Origin of the sequence: Hyphomonas neptunium ATCC 15444 (assembly GCF_000013025.1) — a bacterium.
Taxonomy (GTDB): Bacteria; Pseudomonadota; Alphaproteobacteria; order Caulobacterales; family Hyphomonadaceae; genus Hyphomonas; species Hyphomonas neptunia.
Window position 1 is genome coordinate 3,007,757 of record NC_008358.1, and the last position, 20,765, is coordinate 3,028,521.

Consider the following 20,765-nt stretch of genomic DNA (forward strand, 5'->3'; position numbering starts at 1 on the left):
ACTTTCGTTTCTGCTTCCCAGAAGGAAGGGTGGGTCACTCTCCGGGCGAGGTAACCCTGCCGCCCGGCGATTGTACGGTTTACCAGCGGTAGTGCGCGAACGCTTTGTTCGCGTCTGCCATGCGGTGGGTATCTTCGCGCTTCTTGACTGCGTTGCCGCGGCCCTGGCTAGCGTCCATCAACTCACCGGCAAGACGCTCACGCATCGTGTTCTCGTTGCGGCCTGCAGCGGCAGCAGCCAGCCAGCGGATCGCAAGAGCCTGGCGGCGCTCGGTGCGCACTTCAACCGGAACCTGGTACGTTGCGCCACCGACACGGCGCGAACGGACTTCGACAGCCGGCGCCACAGCTTCAAGAGCATTGTGGAACACTTCGACCGGGTTTTTCTTGGCACGGGTCTCGACCAGATCAAACGCACCGTAAACGATACGCTCGGCGACGGACTTTTTGCCGTCGCGCATGATCTGGTTCATGAATTTGGTGACAATGATGTCCTTGAACTTGGGGTCCGGCAGGACTTCACGCTTCTCGGCACTGTGACGACGGGACATGGATCGGTAGTCCTCTTATTTCGGTTTCTTAGCGCCGTAATGCGAGCGGCGCTGTTTACGGTTCTTGACGGGTTGGGTGTCGAGCGCGCCGCGCACGATGTGGTAGCGCACACCCGGAAGGTCTTTCACGCGGCCGCCGCGGATAAGCACAACGGAGTGCTCCTGAAGGTTGTGGCCTTCACCGGGGATATAGCACAGCGATTCAAATCCGGAGGTCATGCGCACCTTGGCCACTTTCCGGAGCGCCGAGTTCGGCTTCTTCGGCGTCGTGGTGTAAACGCGGGTGCAGACACCGCGCCGCTGAGGACAAGCCTTCAGAGCGGGGGTCTTGGTACGGGTGCGCTTTGGCTCGCGCGGATTGCGGATCAGCTGCTGAATCGTCGGCATTCGGGCCTACTGTCTCTTCGTACTTAGCGGCCCGTGGGGCCTATAATGACGTGTGCCCCGAAGGCCCTTAACCAGGCATCCGGGACGAGCGGAAAATTGGGGGTCAGCTTCTCCGGAACATTCCTGTTCCGGTGCGGCACCGGGCTAAGAGCCCATTTGCCTCCCTGACGATCCGGGGCGTGTAGACTCGTGCAGGCAGCACGTCAAGGGCGCTGGCGCCGCTTTCAGCATGGCCCCGTAACGATCTTGTGCCGAATCAGAACGGGGAGACGCCGCCCCAGCTTTGAAAGCACATCCAGGCGATGAGTGCGACGGCAGCCATTGCGCAGATTACGCCTGCGATCTGTGTCCGTCCTGCCTTCATGAATGTGCGCCCGAAACGTGAAAAAGCCTGCCATTGCTGGCAGGCTTTTCCGGTTGTTTCAAGTCATGCCGGCTTATTCGGCTGTGTCGCGCTCAGGGGCCGGGAGGCTGACGAGGTTGATCCCCTCCTCCGCCTTGGCCATGGCCGCTGCGCGCTTCGCCTTGAGCTTCAGATCGCGCTCGGCAGCCACGCGGCGGAACTGGCGGATACCGCCGCCCGTACCGGCCGGGATGAGACGGCCCACGATGACGTTCTCCTTGAGACCGTCGAGCGTGTCGATCTTGCCCTGGATGGCCGCTTCGGTGAGCACGCGGGTCGTTTCCTGGAACGAGGCAGCCGAGATGAAGCTGCGCGTCTGGAGCGAGGCCTTGGTGATACCGAGCAGCAGCGGGTTAGCCGTTGCTTCGCGCTGGTCTTTCTTGCGCGACTTGCGGATCGCCTCGTTGGCTTCATCGAACTCGATCGCATCGATGTGCTCGCCGGTGATGAACACCGTATCGCCACCATCGGTGATCTCGACCTTCTGCAGCATCTGGCGAACGATCACTTCGATGTGCTTGTCGTTGATCGGCACGCCTTGCAGGCGATAGACCTTCTGCACTTCGTCCGTGAGATAGTTGGCCAGGGCTTCCACGCCGAGCGTCGAGAGGATGTCCTGCGGGGCGGGGTTACCGTCCATCAGATACTCACCGCGCTTGATGAAGTCGCCATCCTGAACCGCAAGGTGTTTCCCTTTCGGCACCAGATAGTCGATGGGCTCACGCCCCTCTTCTGTCGGCACGATCGTGACCTTGCGCTTGTTCTTGTAGTCGCGGCCGTATTCGACGCGGCCATCGACTTCCGCGATGATCGCATGGTCCTTCGGACGCCGGGCTTCGAAGAGTTCAGCCACGCGCGGCAGACCGCCCGTGATGTCTTTCGTCTTGGCACCGCCCGTTGCGACGCGCGAGAGCGTGTCACCCGGCTCGATCCGGTCACCGTCGGAGACCGACAGGATCGCGCCAACGGAGAGAACATAGGTCGCCGGCGAACCGTTAGGCAGCTTCACGGGCTTGCCGCTGGCGTCAACGATCTGGATCGACGGCTTGAGGTCGGCGGTTTTGGAGGTCGACCGGGGGTCAACAACCACACGGGCCGAGATACCGGTCGCTTCGTCGGTTTCTTCCCGCACCGTTGTGCCTTCAGAGAGGTCGATGAAGCGAGCTTCACCGGCAACTTCCGAGACGATCGGCTGGGCAAAGGGGTCCCAGTCAGCGAGCAGTTTGCCCGGCATGACCTTGTCGCCGTCCTTGGCCATCAGGCGCGTGCCGTAGGCGGGGCGGAACGACTGACGGGTACGCCCGTCGGCATCGACGATTTCGACCTGCATGCGGCGGCCAACGACCACGATCGTCTTGTCCTTGCGGGTAACGATCTCGGCATCGGTGAACCGCACGGTGCCTTCGAAGCTGGCTTCGAGCGAGGATTGGTCCGCCACCTGAGCGGCGCCGCCGATGTGGAAGGTACGCATGGTGAGCTGGGTACCCGGCTCCCCGATCGACTGAGCAGCGATAACGCCGACAGCCTCACCGCGGTTGACCAGAGTACCGCGAGCCAGGTCGCGGCCGTAGCACTGGGCACAGATGCCGTTCTTGGTTTCGCAGGTCAGCGGCGAACGCACTTTCACGCGGTCCACCGTTGCCGTGTCGATCAGCGCTGCAACGTCTTCGTCGACATAGGTATTGGCCGGAACGACGAGCTTGCCGTCTGGCCCCTTGATGTCTTCGGCGATGACGCGGCCGAGGATGCGCTCATTGAGCGACACCACAACGTCGGCGCCTTCCATGACGGCGTTGATGTCGATGCCCTTCTCCGTACCGCAATCATCTTCGTTGATGATGCAGTCCTGCGCCACGTCAACGAGGCGGCGTGTGAGGTAACCGGAGTTGGCGGTCTTCAGAGCCGTATCGGCCAGCCCCTTACGGGCGCCGTGGGTCGAGTTGAAGTATTCAAGAACGGTCAGACCTTCCTTGAAGTTCGAGATGATCGGCGTCTCGATGATCTCGCCCGATGGCTTGGCCATGAGGCCGCGCATACCGGCGAGCTGCTTCATCTGGTTCTTCGAACCACGCGCCCCGGAGTCGGCCATCATGAAGATCGAGTTGACCTGCTCCTTGCCGCGCGACACCTGCATCTTGGCAGCCGACTCCATCATGGCGTCAGCGACCTTGTCGGTGCAGCTGGACCAGGCATCGACGACCTTGTTGTACTTCTCGCCGCGCGTGATCAGACCGTCAGCATACTGACGCTCGTAATCGGAGACGAGATCCTTGGTCGCGTCGACCAGACGCTTCTTCGCTTCCGGGATGACCATGTCATCCTTGCCGAAGGAGATGCCGGCCTTGCAGGCTTCGCGGAAGCCGAGCTCCATCATCTTGTCACAGAAGATCACCGTCGCCTTCTGACCACACAGGCGGTAGACTTCGTCGATGATCTTGCCGATCGCTTTCTTGGAAAGAACGGTGTTGACCAGTTCAGGTCCAATCGCCTTCGAGCGCGGCAGGATGTTCGCCACCATGTAGCGGCCTGGCGTCGTATCAATGATGCGGCGCTCAGGCTTGCCGTCCGAATCGACGCCGTCATAGAGCGCGCGGACCTTGGAGTGGAGCGAGACGAGGCCCGCATCCAGCGCATGCTCGATCTCGGCAAGGTCAGCAAAGACCATGCCCTCACCGATCTCGCCCTTACGGTCGAGCGAGAGGTAATAGAGACCGAGGATGATGTCCTGGGACGGAACGATGATTGGCTTGCCGTTGGCGGGCGAGAGGATGTTGTTGGTCGACATCATCAGCACGCGGCATTCCAGCTGGGCCTCGAGGCTCAGTGGAACGTGGACCGCCATCTGGTCGCCGTCGAAGTCTGCGTTGAATGCAGCGCAGACGAGCGGGTGCAGCTGGATGGCCTTGCCTTCAATCAGTTTGGGCTCGAACGCCTGGATGCCCAGACGGTGGAGCGTCGGCGCGCGGTTGAGAAGAACCGGGTGCTCGCGGATCACCTCATCGAGGATGTCCCACACTTCGGGCTTTTCTTTTTCCACGAGCTTCTTGGCCGCTTTCACCGTGCCGGCGAGGCCTTTGGCATCGAGGCGCGCATAGATGAACGGCTTGAACAGCTCGAGCGCCATTTTCTTGGGCAGGCCGCACTCGTGCAGCTTGAGGTTCGGGCCGACCACGATGACCGAACGGCCAGAATAGTCGACGCGCTTGCCCAGAAGGTTCTGGCGGAAGCGGCCCTGCTTGCCCTTGAGCATGTCGGAGATCGACTTCAGCGGGCGCTTGTTGGTGCCGGTGATCGTGCGGCCACGGCGGCCGTTGTCGAACAGGGCGTCAACCGACTCCTGAAGCATCCGCTTCTCGTTGCGGATGATGATGTCCGGCGCGCGAAGCTCCATCAGGCGCTTCAGGCGGTTGTTCCGGTTGATCACGCGGCGATAGAGGTCGTTAAGGTCAGAGGTCGCAAAGCGGCCGCCATCCAGCGGGACCAGCGGGCGCAGGTCGGGCGGGATGACCGGGACAACCGTGAGGATCATCCATTCCGGCTTGGCTTTCGACTGAATGAAGGAGTCCACCACCTTAAGGCGCTTGGAATACTTCTTCGTCTTCAGTTCAGAGCTCGACTCACGCAGTTCCTCGCGAAGCGTCTCGGCCAGCGTCGGCAGGTCGAGGCTCTTGAGGATTTCGCGGATGGCTTCGGCGCCGATCAGAGCGGTGAACGCGTCTTCGCCGAGGCGATCCTGCGCGTCCATATACTCTTCTTCGGTCAGCAGCTGCAGTGGCTCAAGCTCGGTCAGGCCGGGCTCGATGACGACATAGCTCTCGAAATAAAGCACGCGCTCAACATCCTTGAGCGGCATGTCGACCAGCGTCGAGATCCGGGACGGCAGCGACTTCAGGAACCAGATGTGCGCAACCGGCGCGGCCAGGTCGATGTGACCCATCCGCTCGCGGCGAACGCGGGCGAGCGTGACTTCAACGCCGCATTTCTCGCAGACGATGCCGCGATACTTGATGCGCTTGTACTTTCCGCAGAGGCACTCATAGTCCTTCGTCGGGCCGAAGATCCGCGCACAGAATAGGCCGTCGCGCTCCGGTTTGAACGTCCGGTAGTTGATGGTTTCAGGCTTCTTGATTTCACCCGACGACCACGAGCGGATTTTCTCCGGGCTCGCAATCGAAATGCGGATCGCCTCGAAACTCGGGGCGGGCGCATTCTGGTTGAACATGTTGGCGACGTCCTGGCGCATAGGGTGTCTGCTCCTTGGGGCGGGCATTTGAAGGGAGATCTGGCTCCCCTGCCCTGAAAAAATCGGGTCGGCGTGGCCCCGCCTCATCAGCGGGGCCTAATTTGGACGGAAAGTCTACTCGGCGGCCACCGGGGCCTCTTCTTCCTCAATAGCTCCGCCACGATCTTCGAGCAGCTCCACGTTCAGGCCCAGCGAGCGCATCTCTTTGATGAGCACGTTGAAGCTTTCCGGGATACCGGCTTCGAAGCTGTCGTCGCCGCGGACAATGGACTCGTAAACCTTGGCACGGCCGGCCGTATCGTCCGACTTCACCGTCAGCATTTCCTGCAGCGTGTAAGCGGCGCCATAGGCTTCCAGAGCCCAGACTTCCATCTCGCCGAAGCGCTGGCCGCCGAACTGTGCCTTGCCGCCCAGCGGCTGCTGGGTGACGAGCGAGTACGGACCCGTGGAACGGGCGTGGATCTTCTCGTCGACAAGGTGGTGCAGTTTCAACAGGTATTTATAGCCAACGGTCACAGGACGCGTGAACGCCACACCGGTACGGCCATCGAACAGGCGAACCTGGCCCGATGTGTCGAGACCGGCGCGGGTCAGCAGATCGTTGATGTCTTCCTCACGCGCGCCGTCAAAGACGGGCGTCGCGATCGGCACACCGCCGCGCAGGTTGCCCGCGAGCTCGATGATTTCCGCATCGGTTTCCGGCATTTCCTGTTTGTCGCCATAGGCATGGGTCAGCGAAGCTTTCAGCGCCGCCACGTCATGCTTCTGGTGGAACTCTTCCAGAGCCTTGTCGATGATGTTGCCAAGACCGCGGCAAGCCCAGCCCGTATGGGTCTCGAGGATCTGACCGACGTTCATCCGCGAAGGCACGCCCAGCGGGTTGAGAACAATGTCGACCGGCGTGCCGTCTTCCAGGAAGGGCATGTCTTCGAGCGGGTTGATCTTGGAGATAACCCCCTTGTTGCCGTGACGGCCGGCCATCTTGTCGCCCGGCTGAAGCTTGCGCTTCACCGCCAGGAAGACCTTCACGACCTTCATCACGCCCGGAGGCAGATCATCGCCGCGCTGAACCTTCTCAACCTTGTCGTTGAAGCGGGCTTCAAGTTCACGGATCGACGCGTCGAACTGCTCGCGCAGGGCCTGGAGTTCGGCCTGGGCCTTTTCAGACTTCAGCTCGATTTCCCACCACTGGCGCTGGGTCAGTTCTTCAAGCGCAGCTTCAGCGATCTTGCCGGCCTTGAAGCCTTTGGGACCCGTGGCTGCGTCCTTGCCGATCAGGATATCGCGCAGACGCGAATAGGTGTTGCGCTCAAGGATCGACTGTTCGTCTTCCTTGTCTTCCTGCAGCTTCTCGATCTGCTCACGCTCGATCTGAAGCGCGCGCTGGTCCTTGTCGATGCCGTGGCGGTTGAAGATGCGGACATCCACAACCGTACCTGCGTCGCCCGGAGGCACGCGCAGGGAGGTGTCACGCACATCCGAAGCCTTCTCACCGAAGATGGCGCGGAGGAGTTTTTCTTCCGGCGTCATCGGGCTTTCGCCCTTAGGCGTGACCTTGCCGACGAGAATGTCGCCCGCCTTCACTTCGGCGCCGACGGCAACGATGCCGGCTTCGTCGAGGTTACGGAGCGCTTCTTCACCCACGTTCGGAATGTCGCGGGTGATCTCTTCGGGGCCAAGCTTGGTATCGCGGGCGGCGACTTCGAATTCCTCGATGTGGATCGAGGTGAAGACGTCGTCGCGCACGATGCGCTCGGAGATCAGGATGGAGTCTTCGAAGTTGTAGCCGTTCCAGGGCATGAACGCGACGAGCACGTTCCGGCCGAGCGCCAGCTCACCGAGGTCCGTGGACGGACCGTCAGCGATGATGTCGTTCTTCGACACAACGTCACCGACCTTGGCGATCGGGCGCTGGTTGATGCACGAGTTCTGGTTCGAGCGGCGGAACTTGGCGAGCCGGTAGATGTCGACGCCCGACTTGGAGCCTTCAAGATCTTCCGTGGCGCGCACAACGATACGCATCGCGTCAACCTGCTCGACCACCCCTGCCCGGCGGGCAACGATGGCGGCGCGGCTGTCGCGGGCAACAACCGCTTCCATGCCGGTGCCGACAAACGGCGCTTCCGACTTCACAAGCGGCACCGCCTGGCGCTGCATGTTCGAGCCCATGAGCGCGCGGTTGGCGTCATCATTCTCGAGGAACGGGATCAGCGAGGCAGCCACCGAAACGACCTGCTTGGGCGAGACGTCCATGTACTGGACTTCTTCCTTGGCAATCATCGTCGCTTCGCCGGCAACCCGCGCATTGACGAACTCGTTCACGAGCTCGCCCTTGTCGTTGACCGTCGCATTGGCCTGAGCGATCGAATAGATGCTCTCTTCCATTGCGGAGAGGTACACTACTTCTTCGGTCAGCTTGGCATCTTTCACGCGCCGGTACGGGCTTTCGATGAAGCCATACTTGTTGACGCGGGCATGGGTCGCCAGGCTGTTGATCAGACCGATGTTCGGGCCTTCCGGCGTCTCGATCGGGCAGATACGGCCATAGTGGGTCGGGTGAACGTCGCGGACCTCAAAGCCTGCGCGTTCCCGTGTGAGACCGCCGGGGCCAAGCGCCGAGAGACGGCGCTTGTGGGTGATCTCGGAGAGCGGGTTGGTCTGGTCCATGAACTGCGACAGCTGCGAGGAGCCGAAGAATTCGCGCACAGCGGCCACAACCGGTTTCGCATTGATCAGATCGTGCGGCATCACGGTGTCGATATCGACCGCGCCCATACGTTCCTTGATCGCGCGCTCCATGCGCACGAGACCGATGCGGTAGTTGTTTTCCATCAGCTCGCCGACCGAGCGGACCCGGCGGTTGCCGAGGTTGTCGATGTCGTCGACTTCGCCCTTGCCGTCCTTCAGGTCGAGGATGACCTTCATGACGCCGATGATGTCTTCGTTGCGCAGGGTGCGCATGTTGTCGGCAGCCGACTCATACTCACGCACGGCAACCGAGAGACGCATATTCATCTTCACCCGGCCAACCGCCGAGAGATCATAGCGTTCCGGATCGAAGAACAGCTGACCGAACAGGGCGTCAGCGGCTTCCTGCGTCGGCGGCTCGCCAGGACGCATCACGCGGTAGATGTCCGAAAGCGCTTCGAAGCGCGTTTCGTTCTTGTCTGCCTTCAGCGTGTTGCGCAGCCAGGGGCCACGGCCACCGGCGTCGATGTCGAGCACTTCGATCGAGTCGATGCCATACTCGCGCATTTCAGCGATGATCGGCTCTTCCAGCGCGTCGCCGGCCTCACCGAAGATTTCACCGGTTTCCAGATTGACGACATCGCGCGCCAGGAATTTGCCGATGAGGGCTTCGGACGTGACCAGGATCTCGTCCGTGCCGGCCTCGGCCATACGCTTGGCCTTGAGGGCGGTGATCTTCTTGCCAGCCTCAGCAACCGACTTGCCGGTCTTGGCGTCGATCAGCTCGAATTCCGGCTTCACGCCCTTCCAGGCGTCGGCGCGGAAGCTCGTGATCCAGCCCTTCTTGTCCAGGCGGTAGATCGAGCGGGTATAGAACTGGTCGAGGATCTGCTCGGTGTCATAGCCGAGCGCATAGAGCATCGTCGTCGCCGGCAGCTTGCGCTTGCGGTCGATACGGATGTTCAGGACGTCTTTCGCGTCGAACTCGAAGTCGAGCCACGAACCGCGATAAGGAATGATGCGGGCCGCAAACAGCAGCTTGCCCGACGCATGGGTCTTGCCCTTGTCGTGATCAAAGAACACGCCCGGCGAGCGGTGCATCTGCGAGACGATCACACGCTCGGTGCCGTTGATGACGAACGTGCCCTTGTCGGTCATCAGCGGAATGTCGCCGAGATAGCATTCCTGCTCTTTGACTTCCTTGACGGAGCGGGCGCCGGTGTCTTCATCGACATCGAACACGACGAGCTGGAGGCGGACCTTGAGCGGCGCCTGGAAAGTCAGGTCGCGCTGAACGCACTCTTCGACGTCGAACTTTGGCTGTTCGAACTCGTAGGAGACGTATTCGAGGGTCGCGCGCTCAGAGAAGTCGGTGATCGGGAAAACCGATTTGAAAACACCGCCCAGGCCATCATCCGTGCGCTGTTCGCGCGGCGTGTTCATCTGGAGGAACGCTTCGTATGACTCGCGCTGGACCTCGATCAGGTTGGGCATTTCGATGGCTTCGGGAATACGGCCGAAGTTTTTGCGGATACGTTTCTTTTCCGTGAAGGAGAGTGCCATCCCAGGTTCCCAGTCTTTCGGCTTACCCGCACGCGCGCAGGCAGCCTGTGATTAGAACGCGAGTACGCGGCGATCCCCGATAGAGATCGCCGCGCAAATCCTTGAACGGGTGACGCCTCGCGCGAACGTCTCCCGGATGCTTCAACTGCAGAGCTTACTTGAGCTCGACTTTAGCGCCTGCAGCTTCGAACTTCTTCTTCAGCTCTTCAGCGTCAGCCTTGGAAACGGCTTCTTTCACGGTCTTCGGAGCGCCTTCGACGAGGTCTTTGGCTTCTTTCAGGCCGAGCGCCGGAACGACTTCGCGGACGAGCTTGATGACTTCGATTTTCTTCGCGCCAGCTTCGGTCAGAACGACGTCGAATTCGGTCTTCTCTTCAGCGGCAGCAGCAGGCGCAGCACCGCCGGCAGCGGCAACAGCCACCGGAGCAGCGGCAGAAACGCCCCACTTTTCTTCAAGCATTTTTGCGAGCTCAGCGGCTTCCAGAACGGTCAGAGCCGAGAGGTCTTCGACAATCTTTTCGAGATTTGCCATGGTTTCAATTCCTGTTTGGTTCGGTTGTTAAGGTCTTGGTGTTGCGAAAACGGGTGTCTTAAGCGGCATCTTTCGATGCGTAAGCGGACACCACGCGGGCAAGTTGCGACGCCGGAGCCTGGATGACGCCTGCAACTTTCGTTGCCGGTGCCTGAATGACGCCGATGATTTTGCCACGCAGTTGGTCGAGAGATGGCAGTTTCGCGAGGGCTTCGACGCCTTTGGCATCGAGGACCTGCTCACCCATCACGGCACCGATGATGACGAGTTTCGAGTTTTCCCTCGAGAACTCATCGGCCGCTTTCGCAGCCGCCACCGGGTCCGGCGAGTAGGCGATAGCCACGGGACCTTGGAAAAGATCCTGCGCCTTGTCGCCACCTACCCCGCCCAGCGCGATTTTCGCCAGACGGTTCTTGACCACTTTGAAGTGCGCGCCATCCTTGCGGAGAAGGCCACGCAGCTTCGTCATTTCCGCCACGGTAAGACCGGCATAGTGGGTCACGACGACCACGCCCGCCCCTTCGAAAACCCCTTTGAGGTTCTCGAGAGCCGCGCTTTTTCCAGCTTTATCCATTGCGGGTCTCCATTGAGGCGCCCGGACCATCCGGCCGCCCTGGTGATCGCCAAAGCTCCCGAAAGAGCCTCAGCGCCTGCCCAGGGATTGGCCTGCCCAGTCTGCACCTTCTGGAAAATTCCAGAAAATCCCGAACCGTATCAACGCCTCACCCCGTCTACACAGGCGGCCAGATGGCCCTTAGCAACCCCGAAGGGGTACGACCTATGGTCTAGGACAGGAAAACGGGAGACCGCCGATGCATATCGGTGAACTCCCGTCAAGCGGCGGCTGTTAACGGTTTTTCCAGAGGTTCGCAACCCCCTCTAACAGAAAAATGTCAAGTCCGGCAACCGGCATGCCTTGAGGATTGCCACCCCTTCCGGCCCTTTACGCCGATTACAAAGTTGACAGGCGGGTCTGCCCGCCTATCAAAAACTCATGGCGACGCATGTTAAAACAGACTCCAGCCTTCCAGGAACGGTCTTCGACCTGTTGGTGCTGGGAGTGGCGCTCTGGGCAATCCTGAACTTCACCCAAGGGTATCGCTGGTGGACCGATTACCGGACTGAAGAATTTGCCGGGGTCTCCTGTCTGCAGAGTTTGGACGCAAACTGCTTTCTGGCTGAAATGGATAGCGCCTACGGCGCCCATTCGGTGCCGATGTCTGAAAACTCGGATCGTCAGGGACAATACCTCTGGACGCTGCGCCTTATGAATGCCGAAGGCTCGCTCGATGAGAAGCTGGATACGCTGATGTCCGCCAGTCAGGGCGTCGACGGTTACAGCAAGGGGCTCTCCAAGTTTGCCCTCCCCTCTCTCCTTGAAGTGACCACGATCCTCAACACCGTCGAAGGCCGAGACACCGGCGCGAGATTCCGGGATGCGGTCATCGAAAAGCAAAGAGCCCTCGGCAGTCCGGTCAGTTACAAACTGACCGACAAGGATTTCGGTGTGCAGACTTGGGGGCCCCTGATGAGTTGCCAGACCTCCGAGGAAGTCGAATACCTGAAAAACCGCCAGATTCTCGAGACCCTGCTCCTTACAGAAGACATCTCCCACCCGTGCATGCTCGTGTATTTCTCAGACAAGGATGACGCGGCCCTGCAAGGGTTCATCGACCGGAACCTGGAAGCCATGAAAGCCGTGCGCCAGAAATATGGCGAGGCGCAGAATGACGGCGGTTTCGATCATATGCCGACAGCACTTTATGCCGACAATCTCGCCTTTCTGGCGGCGATCATTGCGTATCGTGAGCGCGGCGATTTCGGGCTCTGAACCCTCGCCTCAGCTTGAGTGCAGCCCATCCCGCGCCGCGGTCAGCCGCGCCTCCATCCCCTCAATCCCAGCCAGCATCGCCTTGTTGGTCGTGCGGTCATAGGCATAGGGGCCGGAATCGGCACCGAGGTGCCGCATCTGGGTCACGAGGCTCAGAAACCGGGTCTTTGACGCGCCCGCCCCCTTCATCGGCAAAACGCCTTGAAATCCCGCCGCCTGCGCCGCCCGGCGGATGCGCTTGCGCGCGCCTGCCCGTACAAAGAAGCGCAGCGCGATCAGCGCGATCAGAACCGCCAGCCCCCCATAAGCCAGCATCGGGGCAAGCGTATAACTCTGATCACCGCCCATCAGATCGGCAAATTGCGTATCCCAATAGGATGGCAGAAAAGCCCCCGCGAGTATCGTCAGAAGCGCCAGCGCGACCAGGATGGTCCCCCATGCGCCGGCAAGCCACGCGCGCCTGGCAGCGTTCAACGCTTCAAGCGCAACATACTCCTCTTTCGCCGTATCGATCAGACCTGGCAGGTGGATGACATCCCGCACGACTTTCTGCCCGTCGTCCCCGATCTCTTCGCCCAGAGCGCTGCGCAGGCTTTCCACCCCGTTCTGAAGGTCGAGAAAAATGCGGCGGTCTTCCAGGCCCGGCAGGTCGCTTTCGTCAAAACGCTCCAGATCCATCGACAGAAGTGTCGCCTGAAGATAGCGGAACCGCGCGCCGGCATCGCTCGCCTCGCGCAGCTTCTCGTACTGCTTGATGAAGCCATAAACCTGATCGATGGCGCGCTGTTGGGAGTAGGCCTGTTCGCGGGCCAGCATGATGTCCCGGTTGAGCTGCGATTCCATCCGGCTCAGGCGGCTGTTGGTCGACGAAACCTCAAGATATGTGAGCGTATTCACAACGGTATTGAGCGAATCGTATTTGCTCATGAGCCCCCCTTATCTGGCCAGGTCCGCCAGTTCATGCTGCTTCACGACAGTTGGGTTTTAAGCACCATGTCCGCGATGTCAAAACATCAACCGTCCCAACAGCTTGCGGGCACAAAAAAGGCCCGGAGCCGCAGGGCAGCTCCGGGCCTTCTCAAATCAGTGCCCCATTGAGGGGAAAGAGATCAGCTCTTGGCTTCAGCGAGGTCGATCGCCACGCCGGTGCCCATCGTCGAAGACAGGGTCACCTTGCGCACGAATGTGCCTTTTGCGCCCGATGGGCGGGCTTTGACGACAGCCGAAATGAACGCCTGAACGTTCTTTTCGATGTCAGCGTCCGAGAAACTGGCCTTGCCAACACCGGCGTGAACGATACCGGCTTTTTCGACCTTGAACTCGACGGCGCCGCCTTTGGCGTCCTTGACAGCCTGGGCCACGTTCGGGGTCACGGTGCCAACCTTCGGGTTCGGCATCAGGCCGCGGGGGCCAAGCACCTTACCGAGACGGCCAACCAGGCCCATCATGTCCGGGGTCGCGATGACGCGGTCGAAGTCCATGAAGCCGCCATTGACCTTTTCGAAGAGGTCGTCTGCGCCGACGATGTCTGCGCCGGCCGCGAGGGCTTCTTCAGCCTTCTTGTCCTTGGCGAACACCGCAACGCGGATGGTCTTGCCGGTGCCAGCTGGCAGGTTCACCACCGAGCGGACCTGCTGGTCGGCATATTTCGGGTCAACGCCGAGATTGATGGCGATTTCGATCGACTCGTCGAATTTCGCCTTGGCGTTCGATTTCACGAGCTTGACGGCTTCGGAAACCGAATAGGCTTTCGTCTTGTCAACGGTCTGCTCAATTGCGCGGGCGCGCTTACCTTTGGTCGCCATGTCGTTTACTCCACAACCTGAAGGCCCATCGCGCGGGCGGAGCCGGCGATGATCTTGGTGGCAGCGTCGAGATCATTCGCGTTCAGGTCATCCATTTTGACCTTCGCGATCTCGCGCACTTGATCCATCGTCACTTTGCCGACGCTGTCATAGCCCGGCTTTTTCGAGCCCGATGCCGGTTTCTTGCCGAGCTTCAGGCCAGCGGCCTTCTTCAGCAGAACGGTGGCAGGCGGCGTCTTCGTGACGAAGGTGAACGATTTGTCCTGGTAATACTGAATGACGACCGGGATCGGCACGCCTTCTTCCATGCTCTGCGTGCGCGCGTTGAACGCTTTGCAGAATTCCATGATGTTGATACCGCGCTGGCCCAGGGCGGGGCCCACTGGCGGCGACGGGTTGGCCTTACCGGCCGGGATCTGGAGCTTGATCTGCCCCAGAAGTTTCTTAGCCATTTTGTCCTCACAACTTTGGCGAAGGGGCGGTGGTCTTTCGATCCGCCCGGTTGATAACGAGGCTCCGCGGTCGGGTTGGCGACCTCCCGCAGAAGCGGGGCATATGACGGAAAGCCCCTTCCCGGTCAAGCGCAGGCATGAAAAAGCCCGGAACGCTGGGCGTCCGGGCCAATTTCACAGGGGGCCGGTGTGGCCGCTTCCTACATCATCGCATAGCCGCGGGCGTTGATATACTGGCGCAATTCTTCGGCGCGGCGGGTCGGATCGGGGTGGGTCGACATGAACTCGGCCGGGCGCTGGCCTTTGGACTGGGCGTCCATCAGCTCCCAGAGGCGCACTGATTGGCGCACGTCATAGCCGGCATTGTGCATGTAATCGACGCCGAGCCGGTCAGCCTCAAGCTCGTGATTGCGGCTGTAGGGCAGAACAACGCCGAACTGGACCGCCGCGCCGCCCAGCGCGCCAATGGCTGAACCATACTTGCTGAGCTCCTCCGACGAGGCGACCGCGATCTGCCCGGCCATCATGCCCGCTGACGCGGCCATCTGAACCGACATCCGCTCGGCGGCGTGACGGCCCGTAACGTGCCCGGCCTCATGGCCCAGCACGGACGACAGCTGGTCGTCATTCTCGGTCAGTTCGGTGATGCCACGATACACGCCGACCCGGTTGCCCGGCATGACGAAGGCGTTGACATCATCGGTGTCAAACACGGCCACATCCCACTGCTCATGGTCACGCTTGGCGCCTTTCGCCGTGCGGTTCCAGACATTGAGAACCCGGTTGCGCAGCGCCGAATTGGAAGTTTGCGGGGTTTGGCTTTTCATGTCGGACCAGGCGGCCGTTGCCATGCTGGCAACTTCCGCGTCGCCCATCAGCAGAAACTGGCTGCGGCCGGTTTCCGGATTGGTGGTGCAGCTGGAAACAAATGGCAGGACCGAACCGGCGGCAATCCCCGTGATGATCGCGCGGCGCGACATCCGGACCTTGGGCGCACCCGCCAGGATCTCGCCGTCAAAATCAATGCGTTCGACCATTCTCGTTCTCCCTGAACCACGGAGTGAAGGTTACTCCTCCCCCCGCAAAATGCAATTATCGCTGTGAAGGCCTAGGCGCGTACCTGTGAACCCGCGCTGAATATGAACGCAATCAGGGCTCGACTATCTCGCCGACCAGAATAGCGGCCTGCTCGACCCAGCCTTCGCGTTTTACGCGTCCGTTGAAGTTGAGGTGTTCATCGACCCAGGCGATGTTCTCCGGTGTCCAGTCCGCGATCTGGTCATAGTGATAGATGCCGAGCGAGTTCAAAACATCCTGAATGCGCGGGCCAATGCCGCCGATCAGGGTAAGGTCATCCGGCGTGGCCTCAACCGGGCCATCCAGAGCCAAAGGGCGCGCCGGAACCACGGCCTCGGCATCTTCCGCGTCGGCGATGGCGTCCTCTGCCTCAAGCCGTCCGAGAATGGCTTCCGCCGCAGAGGGCCCGTCCCCGTCTTCGTCGTCTGCGTCGTCGTCGCCGTCTTCTACGTCATCGTCATCGTCATCGTCGGCATCGGTATCGGTATCGTCATCTTGTTCGTCATGGGCCTCGTCGGCCTCATCCATATCGTCATCGTCTTCCACTGCCGCGTCGCCGGCAGCGTCTTCAGCGGCGATCTCGTCGGCCACGCTGTCGGCGTCCCCCTCGAAATAGGCGAGCCGGCCTTCCAGGAAGCGGTTCCGCCAGCGCAACCGGGCAAGTTCTTCTTCAACCGGCTCTTCATCCTCCGCTGCTTGAGGCGCGACTTCCGGCTCAGCCGGAGCAATGTCTGCAGCGGTGTCCGCCGGGATGTCAGCAGCAGGCGGGCCAGCCACTGGCTGGATAGCGACTTCATTTTCCAGCGCTTTGACGCGTTGGGTGAGATAGCCGACCTTCCAGGTGAGCTTGGGATCGGCCTCAGGCACTGCATTGACCTCCGGCGGCGCAGGCACCGCCACAGCCTCTGCCCTGGCCACCTCGGCAGCAGAGAGCGCCCTGAGCGCCTCGGCAAGTTCTGTCTCCAGACCCGCGATCCGGTCTTCAAGTTCTTTTACCTGGAATGTCGCGCCGGCATCGATCGCGGGCACAGCTGCCATCTCTGGCGCCGGCGCCAGAACGGGCGGCGCCGCTTTCAGCGCGTCCAGCTCATCACGGGCCGCATGCAGGGCGGCGACCGTCTCGGCCAGCTGTTGTTCCAGCGCGGGGTCTGACTGCGGCGACACCTGCGAAGCTTCGAAGGATTGCGCGCCCCCTTGCCCGGTCAGCAGCTTGCGCTGCGCGGCGAACAGCCGCTCAATCTCGTCGCGGGCTTCGCCAAGCTCTACCCGCGCGACATCGCGGTCCACCTCGGCGCGGCGCAGCTTGCCCAGCAGCAGCATGCCACGCAGCGACCAGCCCAGCAGCAAAGCCACCAGCGCCGCGCCGGCCAGGGCGATCCACATATGTGCCACAAGCCAGGTCATTCGCCGCTCCGTTCCACAATTCTGATCTGTAAAGGACGGAGCATGTCTCCGCCTGTGTCGACTGTCTGATTAGCCCCCTGCCCGGAGGCGGGACCATAGGTGATAGCAGCCACGCGGTCGCGCGGCACCCCTGCTGCGGTGAGAAAATCGGCCAGTTCGGAGGCCTGAACACTGCTGTCAGCGACAATTTCAAAACCGGTGTCTCTGTCGCAGTTGCGGGCGATCCCGACAATCTTGTCGAGCAGCGGGCCGCTTTCGCGGGCGATGGTGGCCCCGCCGCCCGCAAACCGGATGTCGCCGGAGGCAAGTGCAGCCTGAAGCTGGTCCTCGCACGGCATTACTGCGTCACCGGCCACTGCGGGCGAGACATCTGCGGACACGTCCGGGACAAATCCGGACATTTCGGCGCCCATGACGGTCTTCCAGCGCCCCGCGCCGCGCGCCATGTCGTTTGCCAGATAGTAAAGTGTGCTGGCGCTGGCCGTCCCGTCAAACAGGAACACGCCGGCCGCCTCATCAAAGGCCATCTCTCCGGAGCTGAACTGCGTGAACGCGGGCAGGCCTGCCAGCGCGCCCTCGAGCCATCCTTCTGCGACGGGTCCGCCAAGTGTCATCCTATCGGCAATCTCGCCGTCAAAGCCCGCTTCTGCGGCCGCCAGCAGCTGACGCCGCTCGTCCTCATCGGCCACCGTTCCCGATAAAGTCAGGACATTTCCGGACAGCTCGGCCCGCCAGCGGATGTCGCCTGACAGAACCGGCTCTCCCCGAAAGGGCGCCGCGACCCCGGCCACCGCTGCCATGATCTGCGTGCGCAGCTCCGGATCGGCAACCTCGCCTCTCAGCACCAGGCGGTGATCGGTGATGGTCACCTCCCCCTCCTCCAGCTGCGCGAGTTGGCTCAGCGCAAACCGGGCCAGCCCCTGGAAGTTGCCGGCCGGGGCTCCGGCGGCGAGTTTCATTTCATTGTCCACCGCCGCGCGGCCCACAAGGCGCGCATCCTCGATCAGGCTCGCCTGGATGGATTTGGACGGCACATTTCCAGACAGCACGATGCGGCCTTCGCCGGTCTTGGTTGCGCGCCAGACATAAGGGGAAATGGGCGGCGCGGCATCGGCGCGGCTCTCGACCAGCGTGACGCCGCCAAAGATGACCCCGCCCGCCCCACTGCTGCGCCGCACGAGGCGTGCCGCCTCGGTCACAGCATCGTTGGAAGGGGCCGCCCCGGTCAGCACTGCCCGCTGGCCTTCCATGCTGACGCTGGCCCAATCGGCGCCGCCTGTTGTCAGCGCCGCCTTGGCGCGCGCCTCAAGCCGCGCTTGGAGGTTTACAGCGCTCTGCGGGGATTGGTAGATGCCCCACCAGACAAGCAAAGGCAGGGCCAGAAGGGCAAGCCCACCCATAAGGTAGTCAAGCAGGCGCAACACGTCGCTGACCTCCCAAAACCAGTACCCCCACAGCACCCTCTCGGGCGAGGCATGCCCTAACCCTTACCAGACCGCAAGATGAACCAGGCAGGCTCCCTCCGGCGATGAAACAGCCCTTAGAACTGATTACCAGCCCCTCCAATCCGCTGATCAAGGCCCTGAAAAGCCTCGAGCGCAAGAAGGAGCGCGCCGAAACCGGCCTGTTCCTCGCAGAAGGCGCACGGATCGTCAGCGAAGGCCTGGCGCGTGGCTGGCAGCCCGAAACCGTCATTATTGCCGCCGATATGGCAGAACGGCCACAGATCAGTGACTTGGCCAGAGCCGCTGCAAAGGCGGGCGCGCGCGTTGTGATGGCGCCCGAGCGCCTGATGACCAAGATCACCCAGAAGGACAACGCGCAGAGCGTGGTCGCCGCCTTCCGCCAGCGCCACCTCGGTGTTGAAAGCCTACCCAAACCGGCGGGCACGCCGCTCTACATCGCCCTCTATGAAGTGCGCGATCCCGGCAATCTGGGCACCATCCTGCGCACCGCCGACTGCGCCGGGGTGAGCGGCGTCATCCTCATCGGAACCTGCTGTGATCCCTACAGTTTTGAGGCCGTGCGGGCGTCGATGGGATCGGTGTTTGATGTGCCTTTTGCCCATACTGATTTTGACGCCTTCAATACCTGGCGCAAAGGCGAAGGCATGAGCCTCACAGCTGCCTCCGTAAACGGGACTGTGCGCCATGACGGGGCTGATTTCACCGGCGGATCGATCATCCTGATGGGTAATGAGCAGGCGGGCCTGCCCGACTGGGTGGAGGCGGCCTGCGACACCCTCTCCCTCATTCCCATGCGCGGAGGCGCCGACAGCCTCAACCTCGCCCAGGCCAGCGCCCTGATGATCTATGAGGCCTGGCGCCAGCGGGGGTATGCATGAGCCTGAAAACCGAAACCCGCCTGCTGATTGCCGACGACTGGGAAGATTACGCCCTGCTCGACTCCGGCCACCTGCAGAAGCTCGAACGCTTCGGCAGCCAGACCGTCATCCGCCCCGATCCGCAGGCCTTCTGGGAACCGGCCCGCCCCATCCAGAGCTGGAAGGCCGACGCCCGCTTTGCCACCAAGGCGCAGGACGAGGACGGCGCCGGCCAGTGGGAGCTGCTCTCCCCCCGCGCCGTCGAAAGCTGGCCGATGCGCTGGAACGGCCTCACCTTCACCGCGCGGCGCACCGCCTTCCGCCATATGGGCGTCTTCCAGGAACACTCCGTGCACTGGCGATTTGCGCAGGACCAGATCCGCGCTGCAAAGCGCCCCCTCAAAGTGCTCAACCTCTTTGGCTATACCGGCATGATGTCGCTCGTCTGCGCAGCGGCCGGCGCCGAGGTCGTCCACCTCGACGCCAGTCCGAAATCCAACGGATACGGCAAGGACAACCAGACCCTCTCCGGCCTCGATGACCGCACCATCCGCTGGATTGCCGACGACGCGATGAAATTTGTCGCCCGCGAAATCCGCCGGGGCAGCAAGTATGACGGCATCGTGCTCGACCCGCCGAAGTTTGGCCGCGGCCCGAAAAACGAAACCTGGCGCTTTGAAGAGAGCCTGCCTGAACTGCTCGACGGGGTGCGCGACCTGCTCAGCGACCAGCCGCAATTCGTCATCACCACCGCTTACGCGGTGCGCCTCTCCTATCTCGCCGTGGCCCAGGCGCTGGGCGACCGGCTCAGCCCCTATGGCGGCGTGATGGAGATGGGCGAGATGGCCCTGCCCCAACAGGGCTCAGACCGCCTGCTGCCCACGGCGCTTTACGCCCGCTGGCGCGCGGGCTGAGGGCGCAAGGCCCTCAGGGATCGTCAGGGTACGGACCTAGAATGGCTCGCTGGCCGCAATGTTGGCGCGCGCCGCCTCGCGCCAGTCTGCGCCATCGGGAAGGATCACCTGCTCCGGCGCGGCGACGCCCCGGCAGCTGAGATCGGCAGCCCGCACAATGGCGGGGCCGATGATGGCGACAAATTCCTGCGTGTCGTCCGAGGCGATGACCGAGCCATCGGGCGCATAGCGCGTGCGCGGGCCAACCTTCACGGTGTCCTCCGCGCAGTTGATGGTCATCGCCGAATATTCCTGCCAACTGACTTCCTGGCCCTCATGCTTCACCGCGCCAGGCGCATAGATGTAGACGAGGCGGAACGTGGCGAGCCCATCAACCGGTTCAGGCGCCGGATCATCCATGAAGATGGCAAAACGCTTTTCCACCTGAGTCAGCTTGCGCCAACCGGCATCGCCGGCCCCCGGCATGCTGGCACAGGCGGCCAGAAGCGCGCCGCCCAGAACGGCGCCCATCCCTGCGGTGGTTCTTGAAATTCTGCGTCCCGGCATCTGTGTCTCCCCTGCCTGCTGAACCCGGTTTTCAGCATGCGCCCCCT

16 protein-coding genes are annotated in these 20,765 nt (G+C 62.0%); 3 read left to right on the plus strand and 13 right to left on the minus strand.

Going from position 1 to position 20,765, the window contains the following annotated elements; all coding sequences use genetic code 11:
* Positions 1-79: 79 nt before the first annotated feature.
* The 6 genes from rpsG to rplJ form a co-directional block, all read right to left on the minus strand.
* The gene (gene rpsG, locus HNE_RS14130) at positions 80-550 is read right to left on the minus strand and encodes a 30S ribosomal protein S7 (RefSeq protein WP_011647830.1); all 471 of its coding nucleotides are present in this window, start codon (positions 548-550) and stop codon (positions 80-82) included.
* Positions 551-565: 15 nt separating this feature from the next.
* Positions 566-937 carry a 30S ribosomal protein S12 gene (gene rpsL / locus HNE_RS14135; protein WP_011647831.1) on the minus strand — a complete coding sequence of 124 codons (372 nt, stop codon included), beginning with the start codon at positions 935-937 and terminating at the stop codon, positions 566-568.
* Positions 938-1,374: 437 nt separating this feature from the next.
* Positions 1,375-5,583 carry a DNA-directed RNA polymerase subunit beta' gene (gene rpoC / locus HNE_RS14140; protein ID WP_011647832.1) on the minus strand — a complete coding sequence of 1,403 codons (4,209 nt, stop codon included), beginning with the start codon at positions 5,581-5,583 and terminating at the stop codon, positions 1,375-1,377.
* 114 nt (positions 5,584-5,697) lie between these two features.
* Positions 5,698-9,834 (minus strand): DNA-directed RNA polymerase subunit beta, encoded by a 4,137-nt coding sequence (gene rpoB / locus HNE_RS14145; RefSeq protein ID WP_011647833.1) that lies wholly within the window; start codon positions 9,832-9,834, stop codon positions 5,698-5,700.
* A 154-nt stretch (positions 9,835-9,988) separates the two neighbouring features.
* Positions 9,989-10,366, minus strand: coding sequence for a 50S ribosomal protein L7/L12 (gene rplL / locus HNE_RS14150; protein WP_011647834.1), 378 nt, complete (start codon positions 10,364-10,366; stop codon positions 9,989-9,991).
* 58 nt (positions 10,367-10,424) lie between these two features.
* The gene (gene rplJ, locus HNE_RS14155) at positions 10,425-10,940 is read right to left on the minus strand and encodes a 50S ribosomal protein L10 (RefSeq protein WP_011647835.1); all 516 of its coding nucleotides are present in this window, start codon (positions 10,938-10,940) and stop codon (positions 10,425-10,427) included.
* A 420-nt stretch (positions 10,941-11,360) separates the two neighbouring features.
* Between rplJ and HNE_RS14160 the strand changes: the two genes are divergently transcribed.
* On the plus strand, positions 11,361-12,197 hold the full coding sequence (locus tag HNE_RS14160; RefSeq protein ID WP_011647836.1) for a hypothetical protein: 837 nt from the start codon (positions 11,361-11,363) through the stop codon (positions 12,195-12,197).
* A 9-nt stretch (positions 12,198-12,206) separates the two neighbouring features.
* Here HNE_RS14160 and HNE_RS14165 read toward each other — a convergent pair whose 3' ends face one another.
* From HNE_RS14165 to HNE_RS14190, 6 genes are all read right to left on the minus strand, one after another.
* Positions 12,207-13,124 carry a hypothetical protein gene (locus tag HNE_RS14165; protein WP_011647837.1) on the minus strand — a complete coding sequence of 306 codons (918 nt, stop codon included), beginning with the start codon at positions 13,122-13,124 and terminating at the stop codon, positions 12,207-12,209.
* A gap of 182 nt (positions 13,125-13,306) precedes the next feature.
* A complete protein-coding gene (gene rplA / locus HNE_RS14170) occupies positions 13,307-14,002 on the minus strand; it encodes a 50S ribosomal protein L1 (protein ID WP_011647839.1) in 696 nt (231 codons plus the stop codon).
* A gap of 5 nt (positions 14,003-14,007) precedes the next feature.
* Positions 14,008-14,454: a 50S ribosomal protein L11 gene (gene rplK / locus HNE_RS14175; protein ID WP_011647840.1), complete on the minus strand. Its 447-nt coding sequence runs from the start codon at positions 14,452-14,454 to the stop codon at positions 14,008-14,010.
* A gap of 200 nt (positions 14,455-14,654) precedes the next feature.
* The gene (locus tag HNE_RS14180; protein WP_049755148.1) at positions 14,655-15,491 is read right to left on the minus strand and encodes a M48 family metallopeptidase; all 837 of its coding nucleotides are present in this window, start codon (positions 15,489-15,491) and stop codon (positions 14,655-14,657) included.
* Between the two features lie 112 nt (positions 15,492-15,603).
* Entirely contained in the window at positions 15,604-16,935 is a 1,332-nt protein-coding gene (locus HNE_RS18135) for a hypothetical protein (protein WP_049755150.1), read from the minus strand.
* Positions 16,932-18,359 carry a hypothetical protein gene (locus HNE_RS14190; RefSeq protein WP_148205898.1) on the minus strand — a complete coding sequence of 476 codons (1,428 nt, stop codon included), beginning with the start codon at positions 18,357-18,359 and terminating at the stop codon, positions 16,932-16,934. The genes HNE_RS18135 and HNE_RS14190 overlap by 4 nt, the downstream gene beginning before the upstream one ends.
* A 104-nt stretch (positions 18,360-18,463) precedes the next feature.
* On the opposite strand from HNE_RS14190, the gene HNE_RS14195 reads away from it, so the two are divergent.
* Together HNE_RS14195 and HNE_RS14200 are read left to right on the plus strand one after the other, a co-directional pair.
* A complete protein-coding gene (locus HNE_RS14195; protein ID WP_011647845.1) occupies positions 18,464-19,279 on the plus strand; it encodes a TrmH family RNA methyltransferase in 816 nt (271 codons plus the stop codon).
* Positions 19,276-20,172, plus strand: a complete 897-nt coding sequence (locus HNE_RS14200) for a class I SAM-dependent methyltransferase (RefSeq protein WP_011647846.1) — start codon at positions 19,276-19,278, stop codon at positions 20,170-20,172. The genes HNE_RS14195 and HNE_RS14200 overlap by 4 nt, the downstream gene beginning before the upstream one ends.
* 36 nt (positions 20,173-20,208) lie before the next feature.
* On the opposite strand, the gene HNE_RS14205 is transcribed toward HNE_RS14200, so the two are convergent.
* The gene (locus HNE_RS14205; RefSeq protein WP_011647847.1) at positions 20,209-20,718 is read right to left on the minus strand and encodes a hypothetical protein; all 510 of its coding nucleotides are present in this window, start codon (positions 20,716-20,718) and stop codon (positions 20,209-20,211) included.
* Between the last annotated feature and the right edge of the window lie 47 nt (positions 20,719-20,765).

Bases quoted from the DNA above. Each gene is read 5' to 3' on its own strand.
- HNE_RS14205 (WP_011647847.1), bottom strand. From the start codon at position 20,718: ATGCCGGGACGCAGAATTTCAAGAACCACCGCAGGGATGGGCGCCGTT.
- rplK (WP_011647840.1), bottom strand. From the start codon at position 14,454: ATGGCTAAGAAACTTCTGGGGCAGATCAAGCTCCAGATCCCGGCCGGT.
- HNE_RS14195 (WP_011647845.1), top strand. From the start codon at position 18,464: ATGAAACAGCCCTTAGAACTGATTACCAGCCCCTCCAATCCGCTGATC.
- rpsL (WP_011647831.1), bottom strand. From the start codon at position 937: ATGCCGACGATTCAGCAGCTGATCCGCAATCCGCGCGAGCCAAAGCGC.
- HNE_RS18135 (WP_049755150.1), bottom strand. From the start codon at position 16,935: ATGACCTGGCTTGTGGCACATATGTGGATCGCCCTGGCCGGCGCGGCG.
- rpsG (WP_011647830.1), bottom strand. From the start codon at position 550: ATGTCCCGTCGTCACAGTGCCGAGAAGCGTGAAGTCCTGCCGGACCCC.
- rpoC (WP_011647832.1), bottom strand. From the start codon at position 5,583: ATGCGCCAGGACGTCGCCAACATGTTCAACCAGAATGCGCCCGCCCCG.
- HNE_RS14165 (WP_011647837.1), bottom strand. From the start codon at position 13,124: ATGAGCAAATACGATTCGCTCAATACCGTTGTGAATACGCTCACATAT.
- rpoB (WP_011647833.1), bottom strand. From the start codon at position 9,834: ATGGCACTCTCCTTCACGGAAAAGAAACGTATCCGCAAAAACTTCGGC.
- HNE_RS14200 (WP_011647846.1), top strand. From the start codon at position 19,276: ATGAGCCTGAAAACCGAAACCCGCCTGCTGATTGCCGACGACTGGGAA.
- rplL (WP_011647834.1), bottom strand. From the start codon at position 10,366: ATGGCAAATCTCGAAAAGATTGTCGAAGACCTCTCGGCTCTGACCGTT.
- HNE_RS14160 (WP_011647836.1), top strand. From the start codon at position 11,361: ATGGCGACGCATGTTAAAACAGACTCCAGCCTTCCAGGAACGGTCTTC.
- rplA (WP_011647839.1), bottom strand. From the start codon at position 14,002: ATGGCGACCAAAGGTAAGCGCGCCCGCGCAATTGAGCAGACCGTTGAC.
- HNE_RS14180 (WP_049755148.1), bottom strand. From the start codon at position 15,491: ATGGTCGAACGCATTGATTTTGACGGCGAGATCCTGGCGGGTGCGCCC.
- rplJ (WP_011647835.1), bottom strand. From the start codon at position 10,940: ATGGATAAAGCTGGAAAAAGCGCGGCTCTCGAGAACCTCAAAGGGGTT.